Genomic DNA, 21,593 nt, shown 5'->3' on the forward strand with positions numbered 1-21,593 from the left:
CCGGTTTTCCCTCGTGACAAACGCGAAGCGTTTGCGCGGAGATCATGCTCAAACAAAGAACTCGAGCGGGATGACGCTTCGAAGAAAAGTCACCACGCTCTAGGCGCGCTTCGGGCGCGCGTCCATCGGCTCGAGGCCCGCTTCCGCCATGCGCGCGGGCAACAGTGCCATCACGGCGAGGCGCTCGGCGCTGTCCATCTTGTGCCAGCGCGCGATCTCCGGCAGCGTCCGCCCACAGCCGAAGCAGAGCCTGGTCCTGGGGTCGATCATACAGACTGCGATACACGGCGTTTCTGTGCTCATCCATCGATAGTGAAACGATTTCGATCGCGGGTGCAAGCAAGTCTAGAGTCCGGTGCCTGCACTCATGATCGGCTTGTGGCGCCCCCTTTGCTTGTCGTCGGTCGAAGGAATCGAGGGTTGCGGCTGCAAGGGCGGCGCTTCCTCGGCCATCGGCGCGAGCGCCGACATCACGCGCTCCGGCGGGAAGGTCACGATCACCTCGGTGCCGATGCGCAGCTTCGACTTCAGCGTGAAGGTGCCGCCATGCAGATCGATCAGGCTCTTGGCGATCGGCAAGCCAAGTCCCGCGCCCTGTTCCGCCGACTTGATCGAGTTGGAGCCCTGGCCGAACGATGCCAGCACGATCGGAATCTCGTCCTCGGCAATGCCGGAGCCGGTGTCCTTCACGCTGAGATATTGGCCGCCGGAGGCGGTCCAGCCGACCTTCAGCCAGATCTCGCCGCCTTGCGGGGTGAACTTGATCGAGTTGGACAACAAATTGAGCACGATCTGCCGGGTGGCGCGCTCGTCGACCCAGATCCGCGGCATGCCCTGCTCGAACACTTCGTGGATGGTGATGCCGCGGCTGGTCGCGCGCAGTTTCAAGAGATGGTGGCAGTCGGCGACGACATGCAGCAGCGAGACCGCTTCCTCGTTGAGCTCGTAGCGGCCGGCCTCGATCCGCGACAGGTCGAGGATCTCGTTAATGAGGTTGAGCAGGTGAACGCCGGAATTGTGGATGTCGGCAGAATATTCCTTGTAGACCGGCACCGCATGCGCGCCGAAGATCTCGCTCTTCATCACCTCGGAGAAGCCGAGGATGGCGTTGAGCGGCGTGCGCAGTTCGTGGCTCATCTGCGCCAGGAAGCGCGACTTGGCGACGTTCGCGGCTTCGGCGCGATGCCGCGCCTCGTCGGAGATCGCCTTGGACTGTTCGAGTTCGGCGATCAGCACGTCCTTCTCGGCGCGCGCCTGCAGCGTGGCGAGCGTCGTCGAGTGCAGCCGGTGGGCAAGCAGGGCGAAATAGCCCTCGGCGCCCAGCGCGAGCAGCGCGAACACGTAATTGTCAAAGGAACCGCTCAGCACGAAACTGACGGCGATCGCGATCGTCACCGGCGCGGTGGCCGCCAGTGCCGCGATCGGAAGGCTCGCTGCGAGCATGCTGGAGACCGCGATCACGAGCAGCATCAGGAACATCATCAGCGCATTGGAGGCGGCGTCCGTGCCCGCGGGGTGAGTCAGGATCACCGTCCAGAACAGGCCGTAGAGCAGGTCGAGCAGCACGAACCGCGTCTGCCATTTGCGCGTCGCGGCAGGCGAGGGGGATTCCTTCAGGAACTTGGCACAACTCTTCACGGTCGCGGCATGGACTCCGAGTATGCCGATGGTCCAGGCGGCCGCCACGAGCGGCTCTCGCCACACGCCGAACAGCACGCCGGTGGCGATCACCAGCAGCATCACGACGTAGGATGCCGAGATCCGCGTCTGGGCGTATTGGCGGAGCAGTTCGGTGTCGAATGCGGGGCGGGTCCCGCTGGTTGACGTTAACCGATCCCGCGCCTCCCGGACCCGCTGCGCTGCGGCGCGGCGGCTGTTGACCGGCGCGGCAGCCTGGGGCTCGGCCGGCAACTGGACAACTTCAGGCTTTTCCGCGGGATCACTCATTAACAACACAAAATCCTGCCCGCAAACCGCACGGGCTTTTGCATTGTCTATCTCTCGCGCCAAATCATTAAGCGATGACTTAGAAAGCTAAAGAATCTCGTTAACGAGAGGTTAAATTAACGATTGGCGTTTGGGGGAATGCGCCTCAAACCTCCCCTTGAAAAGGGGAGGTCGATTTGCGCGGAACCCGCAAACCGGTGGGGATCATTTCTCTCCACGAACGCCGGTGCGCGTGGCTGACCCCATCCCAACCTTCCCTTTTCAGGGGGACGGAGCCTAAGCAGCGTGAGGCGCGCTTTCAGGCTTGCGAAAGCACCCCGGATATTGTAACTAACTTTCAGTTACGTTCGGCGGGCTGGAATGTCGCAAGTAGATAAGCTGAAGCGTTCTTTTCGGGATTGCCGCAGCACCTTTCGCTATTGCGACCTTGAACGGCTGCTCACCGGTGTTGGGTTCGACGAGGTCAGGGCTGGGAAGACCGGCGGCAGCCGGAGAAAGTTCATGCACCGGACAACCCGGGTGATGATCTGGCTTGACGAGCCGCATGATGGCGAAATGAGACCGGCGATGGTTCGCCGCCTGCGGCTGCAACTCGAAAGTTTGGGTCTGATATGAGCACAGTTCGGTACCGCGATTATCAGGGTGAGGTCCAGTTCGAGAGCGGCAAACTCGTTCTTCGGATACTTCACATCAACGATCTGATCACAACCGAGGTCGATAGTGCCTCGGAGGTTGAAGCAGCATTTGCCGGGCTTGTTGAAGATTATCTAGCCTCCTGCGCTGAGCTGGGCAGAGAGCCTGACAGGCCCTTCAAGGGGCTGTTCAACGTCCGCATTCCGCCTGACTTGCACAAGAAAGCCGCCTTTGCAGCCGCAGACGAGGCCGTCACGCTGAACGCCTACGTCGTTGCTGCTCTGGAAGGTAAACTTGGGTCTCCGACATTCATCAGCCATCACTCGGGAGATGTGCGCAATGCGTCCACTCTCGCAGGCTATCTGCGCCTTTCGCTTGTGACGTCCCCAGTGAGGTTACATCCAGCCGTCGAGGGAGAACATGAGCTCGACAGCCTGACAGGGGAAGTCCACATCGAGATCGACCGATTCGTTGCCAAGAACGAAATTGATCCAGTCTATCTCTCGAACGCCTACTACTTGGTTCCTGAGGTCGTTGGAAGCGACGCATTTGCCGTCATCCGCGAGGCCATGACAGCCACTAACAAGGTCGCTCTTGCTCGGATAGGAGGCAATGAATTCGAGCACACCATGGCCGTAGAGCCTCACCGAACGGGCATGGTGGCCACCATGCTTCGCAGCGCCGATCAGGTCCGCGACCCGAGCGACCTCTTTCACTCAATTAGAGACGTCAAGGTCACCAAGGACATGATCGACCTAGCCAAGCACATCGTTGAACAGAAGGCAGCTACTTTCGATCCGCGCAAGTTGAAGCATGCACCGAAAAAGCGGAAGAAGGTTTCAGACCAACCCGAGCTGGTACTTTCCCGCACTCGCGGGAATGTCATCGACCTGATGGATGCGTTGCGGCGAAGTGCTCGGGGCAAGAGCGCCACTAATCCGGATGCTGGTGCACCCCGCCGTAAGGCCTGAAGGTCATCGAGCATTCTCAAGCGCGGCCTGCGACATCACGGGATCGGTGCAAAAAGGCCTGAAACGGCGCATCGGTCTCGCGTCGGTTAGTCGATCTTCAAAACGCCGCTGCGTGGGAGCGCAGGGCGATCGCTGATGCGTGTCGGGAACGGGAGGGTACATTACCATGCACGCCAACCCAGGCGCACGCATGTTTTGTTCGACATTCCAAAGGCTTGTTCGGGCGAAATTGATGCACCGAATTGCACCGAGGTGCAAAATTCCCCTTGAAAAGGGGAGGTCGGTTTGCGCGGAACGCGCGAACCGGGTGGGGATCATCTCTCTCCACGAACGCCGGTGCTTGTGGCCGACCCCCATCCCGACCTTCCCCCTTTCAGGGGAAGGAATGCAGCCACGCGCCGTTAACGTTCCAGCCGCGCGAGCAGGCTCGACGTGTCCCAGCGCTTGCCGCCCATCTTCTCGACTTCGGCATAGAACTGATCGACCAGCGCGCTCACCGGCAGGTTGGCGCCGTTGCGTCGTGCTTCCGCGATGCAGATCGAGAGATCCTTGCGCATCCATTCCACCGCGAAGCCGAAATCGTACTTGCCATCGCTCATGGTCTTGTAGCGGTTCTCCATCTGCCAGGATTGCGCCGCGCCCTTCGAGATCACGTCGATCACGGCGGCGACGTCGAGCCCCGACTTCTTGGCGAAATGGATGCCCTCGGAGAGGCCCTGCACCAGGCCGGCGATGCAGATCTGGTTGACCATCTTGGTGAGCTGGCCGGAGCCTGCCGGTCCCAGCAGCTTGCACATCCGCGCATAGGCCGCGATGACAGGCTCGGCGCCTGCATAGGCGTCTTCCTTTCCACCGCACATCACCGTCAGCACGCCGTTCTCGGCGCCGGCTTGTCCGCCGGAGACCGGCGCATCGACGAACTTGAATCCCGCTTTCTCGGCGGCGGCATTGAGCTCGCGCGCGACTTCGGCGGAAGCGGTGGTGTGGTCGACGAAGGTCGCGCCCTTCTTCATGCCGGCGAATGCGCCGTCCGGGCCGATCGTGACCGCGCGCAGGTCGTTGTCATTGCCGACGCAGCACATCACCAAATCCTGGCCTTCGGCCGCCGCCTTTGGCGTCGGCGCCGCGCGGCCGCCGAACTTCTCGACCCAGGCCTGCGCCTTCGCCGGCGTCCGATTGTACACCGTCACCTCGTGGCCCCCCTTTTTCACGAGATGTCCTGCCATAGGGAAACCCATCACGCCGAGACCGAGAAAAGCGACTTTAGCCATGTCTGCTACCTTGTTTCTTGCCTAATAACCTTGGGATTTGCCGGCGACATTGGACGGGCCGGACGGTGTTTTTCAGGCGGGAGGGCCGCACCATAAACGCTGCGCCGCAGAGGGCAACGGCTCGTTTGGCCGACATCAGCGGTTTTGTGTTATGATAACTCACCAACGAACCTCACAAAAATGGGAGTGAGACATGAATGGAAGAGAGGCGGGCGCAAGCGTAGGCGTGCTCGATCATTTCAACATCCGCACCCGGAAACTCGCCGAAACCGTCAAGTTCTATGAGGAGGTTTTGGGCCTGGAGAAGGGCGCTCGGCCGAATTTCGCCTTTCCCGGCGCCTGGATGTACAGCGAGGGCAAGCCGGTGGTTCACCTCGTGGACATTTCCCCGACCGACGAGCCGCAAAAGCCCGACTCCGGCGTGGTCCATCATGTCGCCTTTGTCAGCCGCGGATTCACGGCGATGAAGCAGCGCCTTCAGTCCAAGGGCATGAAATTCGATTCCCGGCAGGTTCCGGGCGGCGACCTCTGGCAGATCTTTGTGCACGATCCCAACGGCGTGATGATCGAGCTGAATTACGAGGTCGCCAAGGAACAAGACGCCGCAGCGCCGGCCGAGCGCGCCGACGACGTCGGCGGCAGGTAGGAACCTTTCGGGCGCGGCGTAAACCGCGGAATCTATTGCGCTGGCACAACTACCCTTTTCTGCCGATCCGTCATATCTGTGACCTCAGCATGAAGATATTCGGCAGGAGAGCGGCTGTGAGCGTGACGCAGCAACAGGTTCTGGAGAAATTGGCGGGCGTGACGTCGCCGCGCGGCGTCGCTTTGACCAATGCCAATGTGCTGTCGCCGATCACGGTCAGCGACGGCAAGGTGTTCTTCTCGATCAATGTCGATGCCGCGGAAGCGCGCGCCTGGGAAAGCGTGCGCGCGCAGGCCGAGAGCGCCGTGCGCGCCATTCCCGGCGTCACCGCCGCCATGATCGCGCTGACCGCCGAGCGCAAGCCTGGTTCGGCCGCCCCGCCGCAGCCGCACCGTCATGCCGGCGGCGGCATTGCGCCGGCCTCGACGCATCGGCCGCCGCAGGGCGCGCCATCGCCGATGTCGCGGCAGGCGGAAATCCCCGGGATCGCCGCCGTCATCGCGGTGGCCTCGGGCAAGGGCGGTGTCGGCAAATCGACCACCGCGCTCAATCTCGCGCTCGGCCTGCGTGATCTCGGTTTGCGCGTCGGCCTGCTCGATGCCGACATCTACGGTCCCTCGGTGCCGCGGCTGACCGGAATCCGCGAGAAGCCGGCGCTCAACGACGACAAGAAGATGATCCCAGTCTCCCGCTTCGGGCTCTCGATCATGTCGATCGGCTTCCTGGTCGAGGAAGACACCGCGATGATCTGGCGCGGGCCGATGGTGATGTCGGCGATCACGCAGATGCTGCGCGACGTCGCTTGGGGCACGCTCGATGTGCTGGTGGTCGACATGCCCCCCGGCACCGGCGACGCGCAGCTCACGCTGGCGCAGAACGTCCCGCTCAAGGGCGCCATCATCATCTCGACCCCGCAGGACCTGTCCCTGATCGACGCGCGGCGCGGGCTCGCCATGTTCAAAAAGGTTAACGTGCCCGTGCTCGGCATCGTCGAGAACATGAGCTATTTCCAGTGCCCGCATTGTGGCACGCGGTCGGACATTTTCGGCCATGGCGGCGCCCGGCATGAGGCCGAGCGGCTGGGGGTGCCGTTCCTGGGCGAAATTCCCCTCCATATGGCGATCCGCACCACCTCGGATTCCGGTAATCCGGTGGTAGATAGCGAGCCGGACGGGCCGCACGCGGCGATTTACCGCGCAATCGGGACCAAGGTCCGCGACCAGCTCCGGGGCGTGATCGCCGCGGCTTGACGGTCATTTCCGCCTGGTATTTCCCCTCGCGCCCCTCCGACTTTCGTCCAGTCCCGTCATGCCAATGTCGCGTTTCCGCGGGCGGCCATCCGTGTTAAACGGCCCCGCCAAAGCGCCCCGGAGCCTGAGGATTCGCCCGCCCCGGATGAGATGTTTTGGGGACAAATGGGAAACGCCCCGCAAGGAGATGCCTTAAGATGAAGCGTCGTGACTTTTTGAAAGTTTCTGCGGCCGGTGCGGCCGCGACCGCGGTCGCCGCGCCGGCGATCGCGCAGTCTTCTCCCGAAATCAAGTGGCGCTTGACCTCGAGCTTCCCGAAGTCGCTGGACACGATCTATGGCGGCGCTGAGCAGCTGTCGAAATACGTCGCCGAGATGACCGACAACAAATTCCAGATCCAGGTGTTCGCGGCTGGCGAGATCGCCCCGGGCCTGCAGGCGCTGGACTCGACGTCGACAGGCACCGTCGAGATGTCGCATACGGTGGCCTACTATTACGTGGGCAAGGACCCGACCTTCGCGATCTACGCCTCCGTCCCGTTCGGCCTCAATGCGCGGCAGCAGAACTCCTGGTGGTATCAGGGCGGCGGTGAGCAGCTCGGCAACGAGTTCTTCAAGAAGTTCAACGTGATCGGTTTCCCCTGCGGCAACACCGGCACCCAGATGGGCGGCTGGTTCCGCAAGGAGATCAAGACGGTCGCCGACCTCTCGGGCCTCAAATTCCGCATCGGCGGCATCGCCGGCCAGGTCCTGCAGAAGGTCGGCGTGGTGCCGCAGCAGCTTGCCGGCGGCGACATCTATCCGGCGCTGGAGAAGGGTACCATCGACGCTGCCGAGTGGGTCGGCCCCTATGACGACGAGAAGCTCGGCTTCCAGAAGGTCGCGAAGTACTACTACTATCCGGGCTTCTGGGAAGGCGGCCCGACCGTCCACGCTTTCGTCAATCTCGAGAAGTGGAATGCGCTGCCGAAGAACTACCAGGCGATCCTCACCAACGGGGCCGCGAATGCCAATAGCTGGATGGCCGCGCGCTACGACCTGCAGAACCCGACGGCGCTGAAGCGACTGGTTGCCGGCGGCACGCAGCTCCGTCCGTTCACCAACGAGGTGCTGGAAGCCTGCCTGAAGGCGACCAACGAGCTGTGGAGCGAAATCTCCGCTAAGAACCCCGACTTCAAGAAGTCGATCGACGCGATGCAGGCCTACCGCTCCGACGAATATCTGTGGTGGCAGGTCGCCGAATACACCTACGACAGCTTCATGATCCGCTCGCGCACCCGCGGCTGAGCAGATCTCAAGCAGTAGACGGACAGCCCGGTCCCCTCGCGGGGGCCGGGCTTTTTTCGCGAACGCGAACATCCCGGATTCAGGCGTTCGCCGCGGCTCGAACGATTTCCTCCATTTCGCCGACGAGCGGAGCTGCGCTGACTTCGGCGGCAATGATGTCCTTGAACCGGCGGGCAGCGATGAGGAATTGCGGCTCCCGGATCAGGCGCGTCATCGCAGCGGCAATTTCCGTTTCCGTAGCGGTCGGCGGCAAGACCAGCCCTACGCCGCGGGCTTCGACCCGCGCGGCAATGTCGCCCTGATCGCGTCCGAATGGCATGACCAGAAGCGGCAGGCCGTGGGCGAGCGAGCGGCTCGTGGTGCCGTGGCCACCGTGGCTCACAACCAGCGAGGCTTCCTTCATGACCGCATCATGCGGGGCGCTCGGCAGCAGCGTGACATTGTCCGGCGCATGCAGAGTTGTCTGTTCCAGAGCAGGTCCGAGTGTTGCAACCGCGTCCATATCGACGCTTCCTGCCGCGTTGATCGTACGTTGCAATGCTTCCGTCTGATCCTGATTGGTCGTGCTGAAAGAAATTAGCGCGCGCGGACGATCCCCGTGGGACCAGGGAGATATCCACGGCTTCGACCAGTTCGAGGAATCCAGGAGTGGCCCGATGTAGCGGACATTGCCGGGAAGGAAATCGGGGGCAAAGTCGAACGCCGCACTCATCGCTATCAGGACCCGCGCCGGCCGGTCGAATAATTCCAGGACATCGGCCGAGGGACCAAGCTGCAGGCTTGCCCGCGCCTCATTCAACATCGGCAGCCATTCATTCATGACAGCAACGAACCGGTTGCTTGCTGCCTCGACGGCGACACGGTCTTCCGGCGTACTCGGCGCGGGCAAACAACTGCCAATTGGTGGCTGCCCTGGGAGAGGTCGTATGCTGATGGTGGGCGAGAGCAGGGCACAGGGAACGTGTTCGGCCTCCGCGGCGAGCACAGCGCCGAACAGAGGCATATCGGTCAACACAGCGTCAGTCGTGGCGCGCCGGATCTCATCGCTGATGTCTGCACCTTGAGCGGCGGCCGGCCCAAATAGGAGGTGATCGAAGGCGTACTGAAGGGGGGCGTTGGTCCGCGCAATCGGGGAAATCTGGGGCTTCCGTTGCCAGGTCGCGAAGTGGAAGCCTGCCGTCTCGACTGACGCACGCGCGTCCGCACGCGCGATGAAACGAACGTCATGGCCCTTCGCACGCAATTGCTGCGCCGCTGTCAGGGTCGGTCCGAGATGGCCATGGTCTCCCCAGGTGGCCACCAGGAAATTGTAGGACATGGCTTGTTTCCCATCGATCGATCGGGGGGCGACTGCGAACCAATCGACGGCGGGCCGCCGATCGTGGATCGGAGAGCTTTGGATACGCGCGCTACCATACGATTGCAGCGGATCGGATCTTCGTTGCATCGGTAATCCGCTCGCGCTTTTGCGCGCTGCGGCGAAAGTTGGCGATGGCAATCGCGTAGGGGATGTTCCATGCTGCCCTCAGGCCTCGGTACGAAGGCCGATGACACATAATCAAAAGGGAGGAAACAACATGAAACGACGGGACTTCATCAAAGTCGCCGGCATTGGTGTCGCCGGTGCCGCTACTCTCGCCGCGCCGGCCATTGCGCAGTCGATGCCGGAGCTGAGATGGCGGATGACGACGAGCTGGCCGAAATCGCTCGATACGCTGCATGGCGCAGCCGAGATCATGGCCAAGGTGGTCGGCGAGGCCACCGACAACAAATTCCAGATTCAGACCTTTGCCGCCGGCGAGATCGTGCCGGGCCTGCAGGCGCTCGATGCCGTGCAGAGCGGCACGGTCGAGATGGGCCACACCGCGTCCTACTACTATTTCGGCAAGGATCCGACCTTCACCTTCGGCGCCTCGGTGCCGTTCGGGCCGAACGCGCGGCTCAATCAGGCCTGGTACATGATGGGCGGCGGCAAGGAGCTCCTGAACGAGTTCTTCAAGGGCTACAACGTCACATCGCTGCTTGCCGGCAACACGACGTGCCAGATGGGTGGCTGGTTCCGCAAGGAGATCAACACCGTCGATGATCTCAAAGGATTGAAATTCCGCATCGGCGGCTTCGCCGGCCGCGTGATGCAGAAACTCGGTTGCGTGCCGCAGCAGATCGCCGGCGGCGACATCTATCCGGCGCTTGAGAAAGGCACGATCGACGCCGCCGAATGGGTCGGCCCCTACGATGACGAGAAGCTCGGCCTGCAGAAGGTCGCGCCACACTACTACTATCCCGGTTGGTGGGAGGGCGGCCCGATGCTGCTGGTGTTCGTGAATCTCGAGAAGTGGAACAGCTTGCCGAAATACTACCAGGCCATCCTCGAGCAGGCCGGCCATCACGCCAACAACTGGATGATGGCGAAGTACGACACCGTGAACCCGACCGCACTGAAGAAGCTGCTGGCCGGCGGCGCCAAGCTGCACGCCTTCTCGCCTGCGATCATGGAAGCAAGCTTCAAGGCGGCAAAGGAGCTACATACGGAGGTCGCGGCCAGCAACGCCAATTTCAAGAAGGTCTATGAATCGCTAACGGCCTATACCAGCAACGGCTATCAATGGTTCCAGGTCGCCGAAGTCGGCTACGACAACTTCATGGCGCGCCACTCGCAGAGCTGATCCGTTGATCAATCAAAGGGGAGGCTTGGTAGCCTCCCCGTAGCCCGGGTGAAGCGCAGCGCAACCCGGGACCGCTCGTAATCGTGGATGCCGATATCCCGGGTTACGCATTCGCTCCACCCGGGCTACGGGGCGGTGCCGCAGCCTGCACTTTCACCGGTGCCGTCTCGGGCATCAGGCTCATCGCGAGAAGTCCGACGACGGCGGCAAGCAAGAGGTACCAGGCCGGCGCCAGCGGATCTCCTGAAATATGCAGGAGCCACGTGACCACGAGCTGCGCGGTGCCGCCGAAGCTTGCGATTGCAACCGCGTAGACGGTGGCGAACACGCCGCCGCGGATTTGCTGGGGCAGCGCCTCGGTGAAGGTCGCATAGAAGGCGGTGAACGGCAGCGATCCGATCAGCGATAGCACGCCGAAGCCGAACAACAGCGACCACGCGCCGGGCGCACCGGCGATCCACAGGAAGATCGGATAGGTCAGCGCGAGCGTGACGAGCTGCGGATAGATCATGACGGGCTTGCGGCCCAGCAAGTCGGCCAGCCAGCCTCCGAGCAACGCGCCTGCGATTCCGAGACCATTGCTGACAAGCGACGTCGCAAAGGCGAGAGACGGCGCCACATGGAGCGTGTTCTGCGCATAGGTCGTCATGTACTGCGTCACATAGGTCGAAATCGTGCCGCTCGCCAAGATCATCAGCGCCAGTGCGATCAGGCGAATGTGCCGGCGCGCCAGCGCGAGATGGCTCGAGCGCTCAATGCGCCGGGCGCCACTTTCGCCTTGCGGGACCGTCTCCGGCAGCGTCCGACGCATCCAGAGCCCGAACGGCAGGCAGATGGCCCCGATCAGGAACGCCAGGCGCCAACCATAGGATTGTAGCGCCTCTGGCGTCATCGTCCTGCTCAGGATGAAGCCGACCAGTGCGCCGGTGGTGGCGGCGATCTGCTGGCTTGTCGGCTGCCATGAAACCACCAGCGCCCGGCGTTCGGGCGGGGCGATCTCCAGGAGATAGGCCGTGGTCGGCCCGACCTCGCCGCCGAGCGCAAATCCCTGCATCAAGCGCGCCACGACCACAATGATCGGCGCTGCAAGACCGATGGCATTGTAGGATGGGGTGATCGAGATCGCCAGGATCGCGCTCCCCATCAACGCAAAGCTGAGCAGCATTGCCGGCCGCCGGCCAACACGGTCGGAATAGATGCCAAGCACGATCCCGCCGATGGGGCGCGTGATGAAACCCGCGCCGAAGGTCGCGAGCGACAGCATCAGGCTGCCATACTCGCCTTGCGTGGGGAAGAAGGTGTGTCCGATCTGTATCGCGAAGAAGCTGTAGGTGATGAAATCATAGAATTCGAGCATGTTGCCGATAGTGGCGGCAAATGCTGCGCGTTTCACGCTGAACCCTTTGTTCTCCTCAATGCCGATCGACAACCGCGCCTTCCTCGAAGCAATTCAATGAAGTTGATTATTCGTTCTCTCGCGAGTACTTGCAACGCATCGGGAACGTCCTCCTGCCATGCGCTCATCGCAGTCGCGGTCAACGTATCGCTCTCGGCTGCGTCCGAATTGCGCGACCGGTATCCAAAGTTTGATGCTTGGCTGGGATTTGCGTCAGTGGCGAGCACTTTTTCGCGACGTCGCGTTCCGCCCCTAAGCCGCCCCTCGGCTGATCACGCGGCGCTATAGCGCTCCAAGTCCAAAGCCAGTTGGTCGAGAGGCTGCCTGTTTCCAATTTGGGCCATCCAGCACCAAAGTTCGAGAACGAAATATAGATGGTAGAGATCGAGCGTTAAAAGCCAGTGCTTTCGGTCCATGGCGCCATATCCGTCAAGGAGCGCGCGCCGGGCCTCTGCGTCGAGATAATAGAGTGCTTTGGCGACATCCATCAGCGGATCTCCGGCCAGCGCGCCTTCAAAGTCCAAAACACCGGTGAGCAGGAGGCGGCCATTTGAGACGGTGGCAAGCAGGTTGCCCGCGTGCAGATCATTGTGACATAGCACCGCGCGTGTGCAGGCGCTGAACAGTTCGGCGCGGTCAGCGAAATGTTGGGAAACCCGCTTGGCAAGATCTGCATTTCCGCCGCGCTCAGCAAATTCCTTGAGCTTTCGTTGGAATTGATGCGTCAGGTACTGGTGGTTCGTCGAATGCGCTGTCCAGATGCCGTTCGGACCGAGGTAGCCGAACGCCTCCATGGAGATGCAATGAAACTCGCGAAGCAGCCGGCCGATTTGCGCGTAAGCGGATAGCCGTTGCGCCGAGTCCAGAGTCGTTTCCAGTTGGCCAAGTATCGAACCTTCGAGCTTGGTCATCAATGTCAGGTTTAGACCGAGCAATCTCTTTGAGTCGTCCGCAAGCAGAATGCGTGGAATAGACACGCTAAGGCGATCTCGGATGAGACCAACGACGGTTAACTCCTTTTGCATCTTCCAATGCAATTCGTCGGGATAGACCTTCAGTACGAGCGGCGGATGCGCGTGATCCGCGAAAGCGATCTCGTAAACTGCTGAGATCTCGCCGCCATGAAGCCTGGAAATCGTCGCAACAGCTTGCTTCAAAACGGTCTGATCAACGATCGCCTGCGCCGTCGCGACGGACAGTTCCAAATTGGGCTTGAGGCTCATCGCGGCATCCATTCGAAACTTGGCCTCCTCGCACGTCGGGGCCGTGTCCGCAAGTGCTTCGCAGCGGGGATTGGGTAAGCGCGCGTTCTGAACTTCCGTGCCAAAGTCCGGTCAAGCGTAGCGCGCGCCTAATCCTGGCGTATTGAGCTGGCCAAGCTCTTCGTCATCGGATAGCCGAAACTCGTTCCAAACGTGCCAACCGGTGGTCCGTCTCCAACATAGCCGTTCGACAGATAAAATCTGAGCGCGGTCTCGGTGCTCATCAAATTGCACTGATCATTGCCTCGTTCGGCGGCTCGCGCCTCCAGCGCGCGCAGCAGGGCGCGGCTGACTCCGCGAAACCTTGCATCGGGCGACACATAGTTGAGGCCAATCCTTCCCGCATCGGTCACTGAACCGACCGCGAGAATGTCGTCATCTTCGACGGCCACGAGCAAAGAATTGTCGGGTCGCCTGACCCAAGTGCAGAAGTTCTCAAGGGTCTTGTTGCCCAGCCATTGCGCCAGGATGGAGGGGTCGTTTCGATGGTCAGCCTCGCAAAGCTCCGCTATCGACCGCTTCAACACGATACAGGCGGCACGCGCGTCTTCTGGCAAGGCGTCTCGTATTTGCATTCAGCAATTTTGGCATTGAGCCAACACCCGGGCAATAGGTCGGCCGCTTTTTGTTTGGTGTGGAGCGGGCGTGTGAATACCCGCTTTGCCTCAGCGGAGAGCGCGTTTCGCGATGTCGCTGTATGATCCATTTCGGGCATTGAATTTCATTTGGCGTTACAAGCTGAAGGGTAGTATTTATTCGCCTCCTCTATCAAAACTTGAAATCTGGTTGCGGGGCAGTTATGCTAATCATCGTTTCCTGACGTTACTGTTTCCAACCATTGGGGGCTTCTGATGATGCTCCACGGGTTTTTGTCTGCAACGATTGTTGCCGTCTGCATCACCTTTCCTGCAGTTGCCGAGCCGCTTCCGAAAGCTTCACAGCCAGAGGAGCTCGGCATATCTGCGCAGCGGTTGAAGATACTCGATGCCGCCTTCCAGTCCGAGGTGGACAGTGGAAAGCTTCCTGGAGCCGTCGTTCTGATCGTGCGCAATGGCAAGGTCGCTTACTCGCGCGCGTTCGGGTACCAAGATCGCGAGAAGCAGATCGCCATGAAGCCGGATGCAATCTTCCGCATCGCCTCCATGACAAAGCCGCTCGTATCCGTCGCGGCCATGATGTTGGTGGAAGAGGGCAAGCTCCAGCTTGTCTCGCCGGTGTCGGCCTTCCTGCCCGAATTCAAGGAGGTCAAAGTCGGCGTGGAGAAGGCCAACGACGGGACCGGTAAGCCGGAACTTGTGTTGGAGCCTCCTCGGCGTGAAATGACGATCCATGATTTATTGCGCCACACCTCTGGGCTGACTTACGGACAATTCGGCGACTCATTGGTCAAGCAGGCCTATCGCAGCGCAAATATCGGCGCACCCGGTGAAAGCCTCGCGGCTGTCGTAAGCAAACTGGCGCAATTGCCGCTCGCCTATCAGCCAGGCACGACGTTTGAATACAGCATGTCTACGGACGTTCTCGGCCGCGTCGTCGAAGTCGCGTCTGGTATGGAACTGGATCAGTTCATCGCCGAGCGCATAACAAAGCCGCTCGGCATGCCTGACACCGGGTTCTACGTATCCGAGGGGCATGCCGGCCGCGTTGCCGAACCGCAGGTGGATGCAGCGACGGGCAAGCGACCGCCCATGCGCGATGTGAGTGTGCGTCCGAGTTGGCTCTCCGGAGGTGGCGGCATGGTGTCGACTGCAGCCGACTACGCGCGCTTTTGCCAAATGCTGCTCAATGGTGGTGCATTCGAGGGTAGACGCTTTCTCTCCCCTCGGACGGTGGCCTACATGACGACCGATCACTTGCCTCCGGGAACGGTAATAAGCCAAGCCGTGCAAGGCTTCGGCTCACTCATTCCAAGCCCGGCTCTGGGGCAAGGCTTTGGCCTTGGCTTTGCGGTTCGCACAGATGTCGGACGCAATCCGATGCCAGGCTCGGTTGGAGAATTCTACTGGACTGGCTCGTCAGGGACAACCTTTTGGATAGATCCGAAAGAGAACCTGGTCGCCATTCTGATGGTGCAAGTGCCGCTGCTCCGCGGTGCGTACTACCGCTCTCTCATCCGAAATATGGTCTATCAAGCATTCGCCAATTGACCTTTCCGAAACCGGACGAAATGCGGCGATGCACGAATGCTGCCGATCGTCTCGCTACGAAACCTCGCTGCTGATATGAGTTTTGACCCGCGGGCTTCGTGCAAAAATAGCAGCACCGCGGCACCATCACATTTCCGCTGCAATAGGGAAGGTATATTATCCTCTGCTCATTCGGTTGAGGGAAACAAGCAGCGGCCTTTCGTTCGATCTTTTAAATTGCATCGCGAAAATTGCATTGCGAAAAGGAGCAGAAGCCATGGCGATTACCACGCTGAAGGTCTTAGCTAGCCTCCTGCAACTCCACGGGCCAGGCGCAACAATTCAGAGCGACCATCCAGGCATCGACGCGCTGCTGAATGAGCTGCGCGAGCAGACCTCAACAGAAGGACTTAGCTCCGAGCAACCCGCGGTTATTCCGGACCAACCCGTTGTAAATCAAGTTTATTTCAGGCGCGGCTTTGGCAGAGGGCCGTATGCAGGCGGCTTCCGCAGGGCTGGATACCATCCAGGCGCAGGTGCATTCCGCAGAGGCGGATACGCTCCAGGGTTCCGCAGAGGGGGCTTTGTCCGAGGATACTAGTTTAATCGCATCTTCTTCATGCACGTCTCGGTGCCGGGATGTTGGTCGACGATTCAAATGCTGTCGCCTTCCAGGATCAGCCGATCACGCAGTTGCTGGTCAAGGTAGCAACGCGATGCAACATCGATTGCTCCTATTGCTACTGGTTCCGCGACGCGGCCGTCTACGATAAGCCCAAGCTGATGAGCATGGACGTGTTGCATCAGTTGTTGCAACGCATCGAAGAGCACGTCGCGCGATACTCCCTTGTCGATTTTCCCATCGTCCTGCACGGCGGCGAGCCCTTGCTCTGGGGTGTCGAGAATTTCCACCGTTTTGCCGAGGCCTGCGAGAGCATTTCATCGCGAACGGGCTGCGACATTCCCATCGCGGTCACAACCAATGGCGTGTTGATCGATGACGAATGGCTGAACTGCTTCGAGACGCGCAACATTTCGGTTGCGATCAGTCTCGACGGACCGACACATATTCACGACATTCACCGTCGCACGTTTCAGGGGACGGGCACCCACGCAGCGGTGGAGCGCGCCGCCCGCATGCTGGTATCGCGCGACATTTGCGTAAGCGCCCTGGCTGTCTGCAATCCCGCTTACCCGCCGGAGCAGTATGTCGCGTTTTTCACCGCCTGCGGAATTGCCAACTACGACATCATGATCCCCGATGCGACGGTGGACGAGAAGCCGCCATCCATTGCGTCGTTCTACAACGGGTTGTTCGACTTGTGGCTGACGGCAAATCGCACGGCGCCGACCGCCAATATCCGCATTATTTCCGACATGATCACCGCCCTGCTTGGCAACAATTCGCCGACCGAGGGCGTAGGCCACAAGCCCATCGAGCTTTGCACCGTGATGACCGATGGCACGGTGGAGGCCCACGATGTGCTCCGGATCGCAGGCGACGGCTTCACGCAGACCAAGTTCAACATCTTCGATCATGCGATCGACGAGGTCAGGAACGAGCCGCGCTGGAAAGCAGCGCGCGATGCCTCAATCAATCTGTGCGAGAAATGCCGGCAGTGCAAGTTCATGAACGCCTGCGGAGGGGGGTATCTTCCGCATCGTTTTTCCAAGGCAAATGGTTACGACAATCCTTCGGTATATTGCGACGATCTCTATTCGATGTTCGAGAACATGCAATCCGTCCTGGAGAGCCATCTTTATGTCAGCAAGCCAGGCGGGGAACGGGTCAACGTGAGCGACGCATTGACACGCGCTTAGCAGTTGGGCGGCAAGAGGCAACCGGGAGTTCGATTCTCGTTTGTTGGGCGATGCCCGCTCCGCGTCGTGCTTGGTCGGCGAATAGCGCGGGGGAGGCAAAAAGCCTCCCCTAAGCTTTGTTCGCTCACTTCCTTATTTTGCTGAGCTTCTCCAAGAGGAGCTTCGCGGCGGGCCCGGAGGAGGCCGGATTCTGACCGGTGGTCAGCAGGCCGTCGCTAACGACGTGAACCGCCCAGTTGGCCTTCTTCGAAAATACGGCGCCCAGTCTTAACATCTCGTCTTCGACAAGAAAGGGCACCACTTTGGTGAGGCCAACGGCTTCTTCTTCGCCGTTGGTGAAGCCGGTAACTTCCTTGCCCTGAACCAGAGGCTTGCCGTCTGGCGCCTTTACGTGACGCAACGCACCTGTGGAATGACAGACGACAGAGATTGGCTTACCGGCGGCGAGGAAGGACTCGATCAGCTTGATCGAGTTCTTGTCGTCGACGATATCCCACATCGGGCCGTGGCCGCCCGGATAGAAGACACTGTCGAAGTCTTCCTGCTTGACGCTTTCGAGACGAACGGTCTTGTCGAGCTGAGCTTCGGCCGCGGCGTCCTGCTCGAACCGGCGCGTAAGGTCGGTTCGGAATTCGGGCTCGTTGCTCTTGGGATCGAGCGGGGGACGGCCGCCCTTTGGGGATGCGAGCGTGATCTCGACCCCGGAGTCCTTGAACACGAAGTAAGGAGCGGCGAGTTCCTCAAGCCAGAATCCGGTCTTGCGTCCCGTATTTCCAAGCTGGTCGTGAGAGGTGATAACCATCAGGATTTTCATGATTGCTCCTATTGCTTGGCGGTTTTCATCAAAGGACGAAAAATGTTTCGACCCGTTCCAGCCTGCCATCAAGCACTCCCGGGATGACCGATCTCGACCGTTCAACCAATGGCGCCTGCCTCGCCGTGCTGTTGGCACGCAAGCGGCAAAATTGCTCGTTATGCCTTGTTAGAAGCCATTAGCCATTGCGTCGCTCGAGGAGCCAGCCTATCCGCGTTGGCGGGTGGAAGCGGTCAGCACTGCTGCCGTAATTTGTCGGCAGTGCAGGTTCATGGGAGGGAGCTATCTTCCGCATCATTTCTCGAGCGCTAGTCTAGATCGGGTTTTCGTCGAAGAGACGCGCGACCATCGCGGAGCCAAGATATCCCTGTCGTAATGGTCTTGCGTTGCTTGCTTTCACGACGAAGTGAGGCGCATGCCTGTATCCGAACCCGGACGATCCGCGAATGTAATTCCGTCAGATCACGCAGTTGCGCGCTGACGATGAAGGCCTCCCGTCAGGCGCCCGCAATGCGGCTCCAGGACTCACTTGGTCGGCCATTACAGGAGAATCAAACATGATCTCTGCGGCATTTCCGTACAAAAAGAAGCGGCGGCGAGTCCTCGGCAGTGAGATGGCGTATGTGGAGGTGGGAAAGGGCGACCCCATCGTGCTGCTGCACGGCAATCCCACCTCGTCATACCTGTGGCGCAACGTGTTGCCGCATCTGGAGCCACTGGGCCATTGTATCGCCCCCGATCTGATCGGCATGGGCGACTCCGACAAGCTGCCCGACAGTGGCCCCGGCTCATATCGCTTCGTCGAGCACCGCCGCTACCTGGACGCCTTGCTCGAGGCTCTCGATGTGCGCGAGCGGGTCACCTTCGTCATCCATGACTGGGGTTCGGCCCTCGGCTTCGACTGGGCCAACCGCCACCGCGAGGCCATGAAGGGTATCGCGTACATGGAGGCGATCGTTGGGCCGCAGTACTGGGACCACTGGGACCGGTTCGGAATGCGTCCAGCCTTGGAGGCGCTGCGTTCCGAGAAAGGCGAGGCGATGGTCCTGCAAGACAACTTCTTCATCGAGAGGATCCTGCCAGGTGCCATCCTGCGTACCCTCTCCGCCGAAGAGATGGCGGAGTACCGACGGCCGTTTGCCGAGCCGGGCGAGGGGCGACGGCCGACGCTGACATGGCCTCGACAGATCCCCATCGAAGGCGAGCCCGCCGACGTGACTGCGATCGTGACCGCCTACGCGGACTGGCTGGCGACGAGCAATGTCCCTAAGCTGTTCCTGAGGGCCGAGCCCGGTGGGATCCTCGCCCACGGCGCGGTTCTCGACTTGGCCCGCAGATTCCCAGCGCAGACCGAGATAAAGGTGGCGGGAACCCATTTCGTCCAGGAAGATTCGCCTGATGAGATCGGGCGGGCCATCTCCGGCTGGATGTCGAAGTTGTAGATTGCACTTACTTGGAGATCGCCGGACTTCGGACGATCATCGCTGCCCCTGGGTATTAGGCTTGGATGCTCGACCGATCTCAACTACGTGCCGTTCTCGCCGGAGCCGTCGGAGGTGCAATTGCGATCGGGAGCATGGAGGCGTTCTCCTCTGAGAGCGCAGTTCCCCTTTTCGCGATTCCATTCGCGACGTCGATCGTAACAGTATTGGGCTCGCCAAAAGCAGAGCCGGCGCGACCCCGCGCCCTTGTCGGCGGTCATCTTGTCTCCACGTTCGTTGGACTGCTGGTTGTGAAATTGTGCGGCCCGGTGCCGTGGGCGGCCGCCGTCGCTGTTGGTTTGGCAATGGTCGCAATGCATCTGACCGGCACGTTCCACCCGCCTGCCGGCATCGATCCGCTGGTTGTTGTCGTCAATAACATGTCCTGGATTTTTCTGATTGTGCCAGTTGGTGTCGGCGCCCTGCTGCTCACAACCTTCGCTTTTGCTTGGAACAATCTCGTCACGCGATGCACCGATGAAGGCGATGCCGGGCCGCCTATCCGGTGGTGGTGGTCTTGAAACGTCTCACACCAGTTGCGCTTTTTGCCGCGGAAAGCATGCCAGTGTCGCCTGGAGCATGATCCGGAAAAGTGGAAACCGGTTTTCCCTCGCGACAAACGCGAAGCGTTTGCGTGGGAAGATCATGCTCAAACAATAATCTAAAGCGCGATGATGATTCATCCTCATCTCATCGCGCTTTAGTGCGCCTCGTTATGCGGCGAGACATTCCGCTTTGCAGCCGGAGGGTGGGGCGCGGGGCGCGACGCCGGATGCGACGCGGCGGCAACTCGGTGTGGCGCCGGCGCAGCGAGTGGATGCTGGGGCAGCCTCGGGGCCGCGGCAACGGCACCTGGTTTTGGCGTCGGTGGGGCGGCGACCGGTTTCGCTGCGACATTTGCCGGCTTCGCTGCAGCATTCAGAGGCTTCGCTTCCGGTCTGACCACCGCATTCGGCGGCTTGGGCAACGCTCCGTTGGTCGGCGCAGCGTGCTCCGAGCCAACAGATGCCCTGTTTTCAAGTGGCTTGTTCGCGGCGGGAGGATCGTTCGCAAGAGGCTTATTGGCGGGTGGGGTGGCCGCAAGCGGCTTGCTCTCGAGCGGCTTGTTGGCGACCGCATTGTTCGCAGGCGCTTTGGGAGCGACCGGCTGCGGCAGCGGTGCGCGTCCCGGCTTTGCTTCGCGTGCAGCGACAATGCCCTTGCCGGTGAACTCGCCTGGCTTGGCTGTCGCAGCGATTGCCGGGCGGCCATGGTTCTCGGAGGCGAGCAGCGCTCTGTTCGTGCTCGCCAGGTGCTGCTGCTGGATCTGTGCAGGCGCAGGAGTAACGTGGTGATCTTGCGCAGCCACCCGCTCTTGCGCCGTCGGCTGAGTCGTGATTCCACCACTGCCGCCGTTGAAGCTGACACGCGTGACGTTGTTGATCACGGTCGTGCTGTAGACGTTGGTGACGTTGACGCTGCCGAAATTATTGACGGTGCGGTTGTAGGCCAACACGCCATTGTCCCAGTGGCCGCCTTCATAGCCGACGCCGCCATAGCCGAAACCATAGTTGACGCCACCGTAGAAACCGACACGCGGCCCCCAATAGCCGGTGTTCCACGCGTAGACGCCCTCACGCCACGCCCAGTAACCGGGTGTCCACAACAAGCCAACGGCCGGCGGCTCCACCCAGGTTCCCGGAACCCAGTAATATCCGTCCGGGCCGTAAGCCCAGTAGCCGGGCGTCCAAATGTACCCAGGCGCGGGAAGCGGCGGTTGCTCGTACACCGGAAGCTCGGGCGGGGCGATCGTAATGCTGATGATTTGGGCTTGGGTGACAGGTGAAACGACTAGCGCGGCAAGAAGCCCGATGATGAATAGAAGGCGTCGCATGTTTGTTCCTTCCACATGAGCAGCTCCCCGCGAGTCGGAACGATGTTGAGCGAATGACGCAACATTATGGCGCACTGGTCTAGGGTCTGTTGGGATTCATCGGGAGTTTATCACGGCAGCGGTCAGATGGATCATGGCTGCGAAGCTTTG

19 protein-coding genes are annotated in these 21,593 nt (G+C 60.8%); 10 read left to right on the forward strand and 9 right to left on the reverse strand.

What is annotated here, in order from left to right:
* Positions 1-99 precede the first annotated feature (99 nt).
* Both OZ411_RS08785 and OZ411_RS08790 read right to left on the reverse strand, forming a co-directional pair.
* Positions 100-303, reverse strand: a complete 204-nt coding sequence (locus OZ411_RS08785; protein WP_282527608.1) for a DUF1289 domain-containing protein — start codon at positions 301-303, stop codon at positions 100-102.
* 42 nt (positions 304-345) lie between these two features.
* Positions 346-1,947: a HAMP domain-containing sensor histidine kinase gene (locus OZ411_RS08790; RefSeq protein ID WP_282527609.1), complete on the reverse strand. Its 1,602-nt coding sequence runs from the start codon at positions 1,945-1,947 to the stop codon at positions 346-348.
* Positions 1,948-2,307: 360 nt separating this feature from the next.
* On the opposite strand from OZ411_RS08790, the gene OZ411_RS08795 reads away from it, so the two are divergent.
* Together OZ411_RS08795 and OZ411_RS08800 are read left to right on the forward strand one after the other, a co-directional pair.
* Complete coding sequence (locus tag OZ411_RS08795; protein WP_282527610.1) at positions 2,308-2,562, forward strand: type II toxin-antitoxin system HicA family toxin; 255 nt, start codon at positions 2,308-2,310, stop codon at positions 2,560-2,562.
* Positions 2,559-3,551 (forward strand): toxin-antitoxin system HicB family antitoxin, encoded by a 993-nt coding sequence (locus OZ411_RS08800; RefSeq protein ID WP_282527611.1) that lies wholly within the window; start codon positions 2,559-2,561, stop codon positions 3,549-3,551. Before OZ411_RS08795 ends, OZ411_RS08800 begins: the two co-directional genes overlap by 4 nt.
* Positions 3,552-3,952: 401 nt before the next feature.
* On the opposite strand, the gene OZ411_RS08805 is transcribed toward OZ411_RS08800, so the two are convergent.
* The gene (locus OZ411_RS08805) at positions 3,953-4,822 is read right to left on the reverse strand and encodes an NAD(P)-dependent oxidoreductase (protein ID WP_282527612.1); all 870 of its coding nucleotides are present in this window, start codon (positions 4,820-4,822) and stop codon (positions 3,953-3,955) included.
* A 193-nt stretch (positions 4,823-5,015) separates the two neighbouring features.
* On the opposite strand from OZ411_RS08805, the gene OZ411_RS08810 reads away from it, so the two are divergent.
* The 3 genes from OZ411_RS08810 to OZ411_RS08820 all read left to right on the forward strand — a co-directional run bounded on the left by OZ411_RS08810 (position 5,016) and on the right by OZ411_RS08820 (position 8,004).
* Entirely contained in the window at positions 5,016-5,468 is a 453-nt protein-coding gene (locus OZ411_RS08810) for a VOC family protein (RefSeq protein WP_282527613.1), read from the forward strand.
* 116 nt (positions 5,469-5,584) lie between these two features.
* Positions 5,585-6,718 carry an Mrp/NBP35 family ATP-binding protein gene (locus tag OZ411_RS08815; RefSeq protein ID WP_282527614.1) on the forward strand — a complete coding sequence of 378 codons (1,134 nt, stop codon included), beginning with the start codon at positions 5,585-5,587 and terminating at the stop codon, positions 6,716-6,718.
* A gap of 197 nt (positions 6,719-6,915) precedes the next feature.
* A complete protein-coding gene (locus OZ411_RS08820; RefSeq protein WP_130578943.1) occupies positions 6,916-8,004 on the forward strand; it encodes a TRAP transporter substrate-binding protein in 1,089 nt (362 codons plus the stop codon).
* A 79-nt stretch (positions 8,005-8,083) separates the two neighbouring features.
* Here OZ411_RS08820 and OZ411_RS08825 read toward each other — a convergent pair whose 3' ends face one another.
* Complete coding sequence (locus OZ411_RS08825) at positions 8,084-9,322, reverse strand: glycosyltransferase (RefSeq protein WP_282527615.1); 1,239 nt, start codon at positions 9,320-9,322, stop codon at positions 8,084-8,086.
* Between the two features lie 259 nt (positions 9,323-9,581).
* On the opposite strand from OZ411_RS08825, the gene OZ411_RS08830 reads away from it, so the two are divergent.
* The gene (locus OZ411_RS08830; protein WP_282527616.1) at positions 9,582-10,670 is read left to right on the forward strand and encodes a TRAP transporter substrate-binding protein; all 1,089 of its coding nucleotides are present in this window, start codon (positions 9,582-9,584) and stop codon (positions 10,668-10,670) included.
* A 103-nt stretch (positions 10,671-10,773) separates the two neighbouring features.
* On the opposite strand, the gene OZ411_RS08835 is transcribed toward OZ411_RS08830, so the two are convergent.
* The 3 genes from OZ411_RS08835 to OZ411_RS08845 all read right to left on the reverse strand — a co-directional run bounded on the left by OZ411_RS08835 (position 10,774) and on the right by OZ411_RS08845 (position 13,885).
* On the reverse strand, positions 10,774-12,099 hold the full coding sequence (locus OZ411_RS08835; RefSeq protein WP_282527617.1) for an MFS transporter: 1,326 nt from the start codon (positions 12,097-12,099) through the stop codon (positions 10,774-10,776).
* Positions 12,100-12,338: 239 nt separating this feature from the next.
* Entirely contained in the window at positions 12,339-13,301 is a 963-nt protein-coding gene (locus tag OZ411_RS08840) for an aminoglycoside phosphotransferase family protein (protein WP_282527618.1), read from the reverse strand.
* Between the two features lie 116 nt (positions 13,302-13,417).
* On the reverse strand, positions 13,418-13,885 hold the full coding sequence (locus OZ411_RS08845; RefSeq protein WP_349016989.1) for a GNAT family N-acetyltransferase: 468 nt from the start codon (positions 13,883-13,885) through the stop codon (positions 13,418-13,420).
* A 294-nt stretch (positions 13,886-14,179) separates the two neighbouring features.
* Between OZ411_RS08845 and OZ411_RS08850 the strand changes: the two genes are divergently transcribed.
* Both OZ411_RS08850 and OZ411_RS08855 read left to right on the forward strand, forming a co-directional pair.
* Positions 14,180-15,475 carry a serine hydrolase domain-containing protein gene (locus OZ411_RS08850; protein WP_282527620.1) on the forward strand — a complete coding sequence of 432 codons (1,296 nt, stop codon included), beginning with the start codon at positions 14,180-14,182 and terminating at the stop codon, positions 15,473-15,475.
* 618 nt (positions 15,476-16,093) lie between these two features.
* A complete protein-coding gene (locus OZ411_RS08855; protein WP_282527621.1) occupies positions 16,094-17,275 on the forward strand; it encodes a radical SAM protein in 1,182 nt (393 codons plus the stop codon).
* 124 nt (positions 17,276-17,399) lie between these two features.
* On the opposite strand, the gene OZ411_RS08860 is transcribed toward OZ411_RS08855, so the two are convergent.
* On the reverse strand, positions 17,400-18,089 hold the full coding sequence (locus tag OZ411_RS08860) for a type 1 glutamine amidotransferase domain-containing protein (protein ID WP_282527630.1): 690 nt from the start codon (positions 18,087-18,089) through the stop codon (positions 17,400-17,402).
* A gap of 557 nt (positions 18,090-18,646) precedes the next feature.
* Here OZ411_RS08860 and OZ411_RS08865 point away from each other — a divergent pair.
* Both OZ411_RS08865 and OZ411_RS08870 read left to right on the forward strand, forming a co-directional pair.
* Complete coding sequence (locus OZ411_RS08865) at positions 18,647-19,531, forward strand: haloalkane dehalogenase (protein WP_282527622.1); 885 nt, start codon at positions 18,647-18,649, stop codon at positions 19,529-19,531.
* 134 nt (positions 19,532-19,665) lie between these two features.
* Positions 19,666-20,091, forward strand: coding sequence for an HPP family protein (locus OZ411_RS08870; RefSeq protein ID WP_282527623.1), 426 nt, complete (start codon positions 19,666-19,668; stop codon positions 20,089-20,091).
* Positions 20,092-20,270: 179 nt separating this feature from the next.
* Here OZ411_RS08870 and OZ411_RS08875 read toward each other — a convergent pair whose 3' ends face one another.
* Complete coding sequence (locus OZ411_RS08875; protein ID WP_282527624.1) at positions 20,271-21,443, reverse strand: hypothetical protein; 1,173 nt, start codon at positions 21,441-21,443, stop codon at positions 20,271-20,273.
* Positions 21,444-21,593 lie beyond the last annotated feature (150 nt).

The organism is Bradyrhizobium sp. Arg237L (assembly GCF_029990105.1).
Taxonomy (GTDB): domain Bacteria; phylum Pseudomonadota; class Alphaproteobacteria; order Rhizobiales; family Xanthobacteraceae; genus Bradyrhizobium.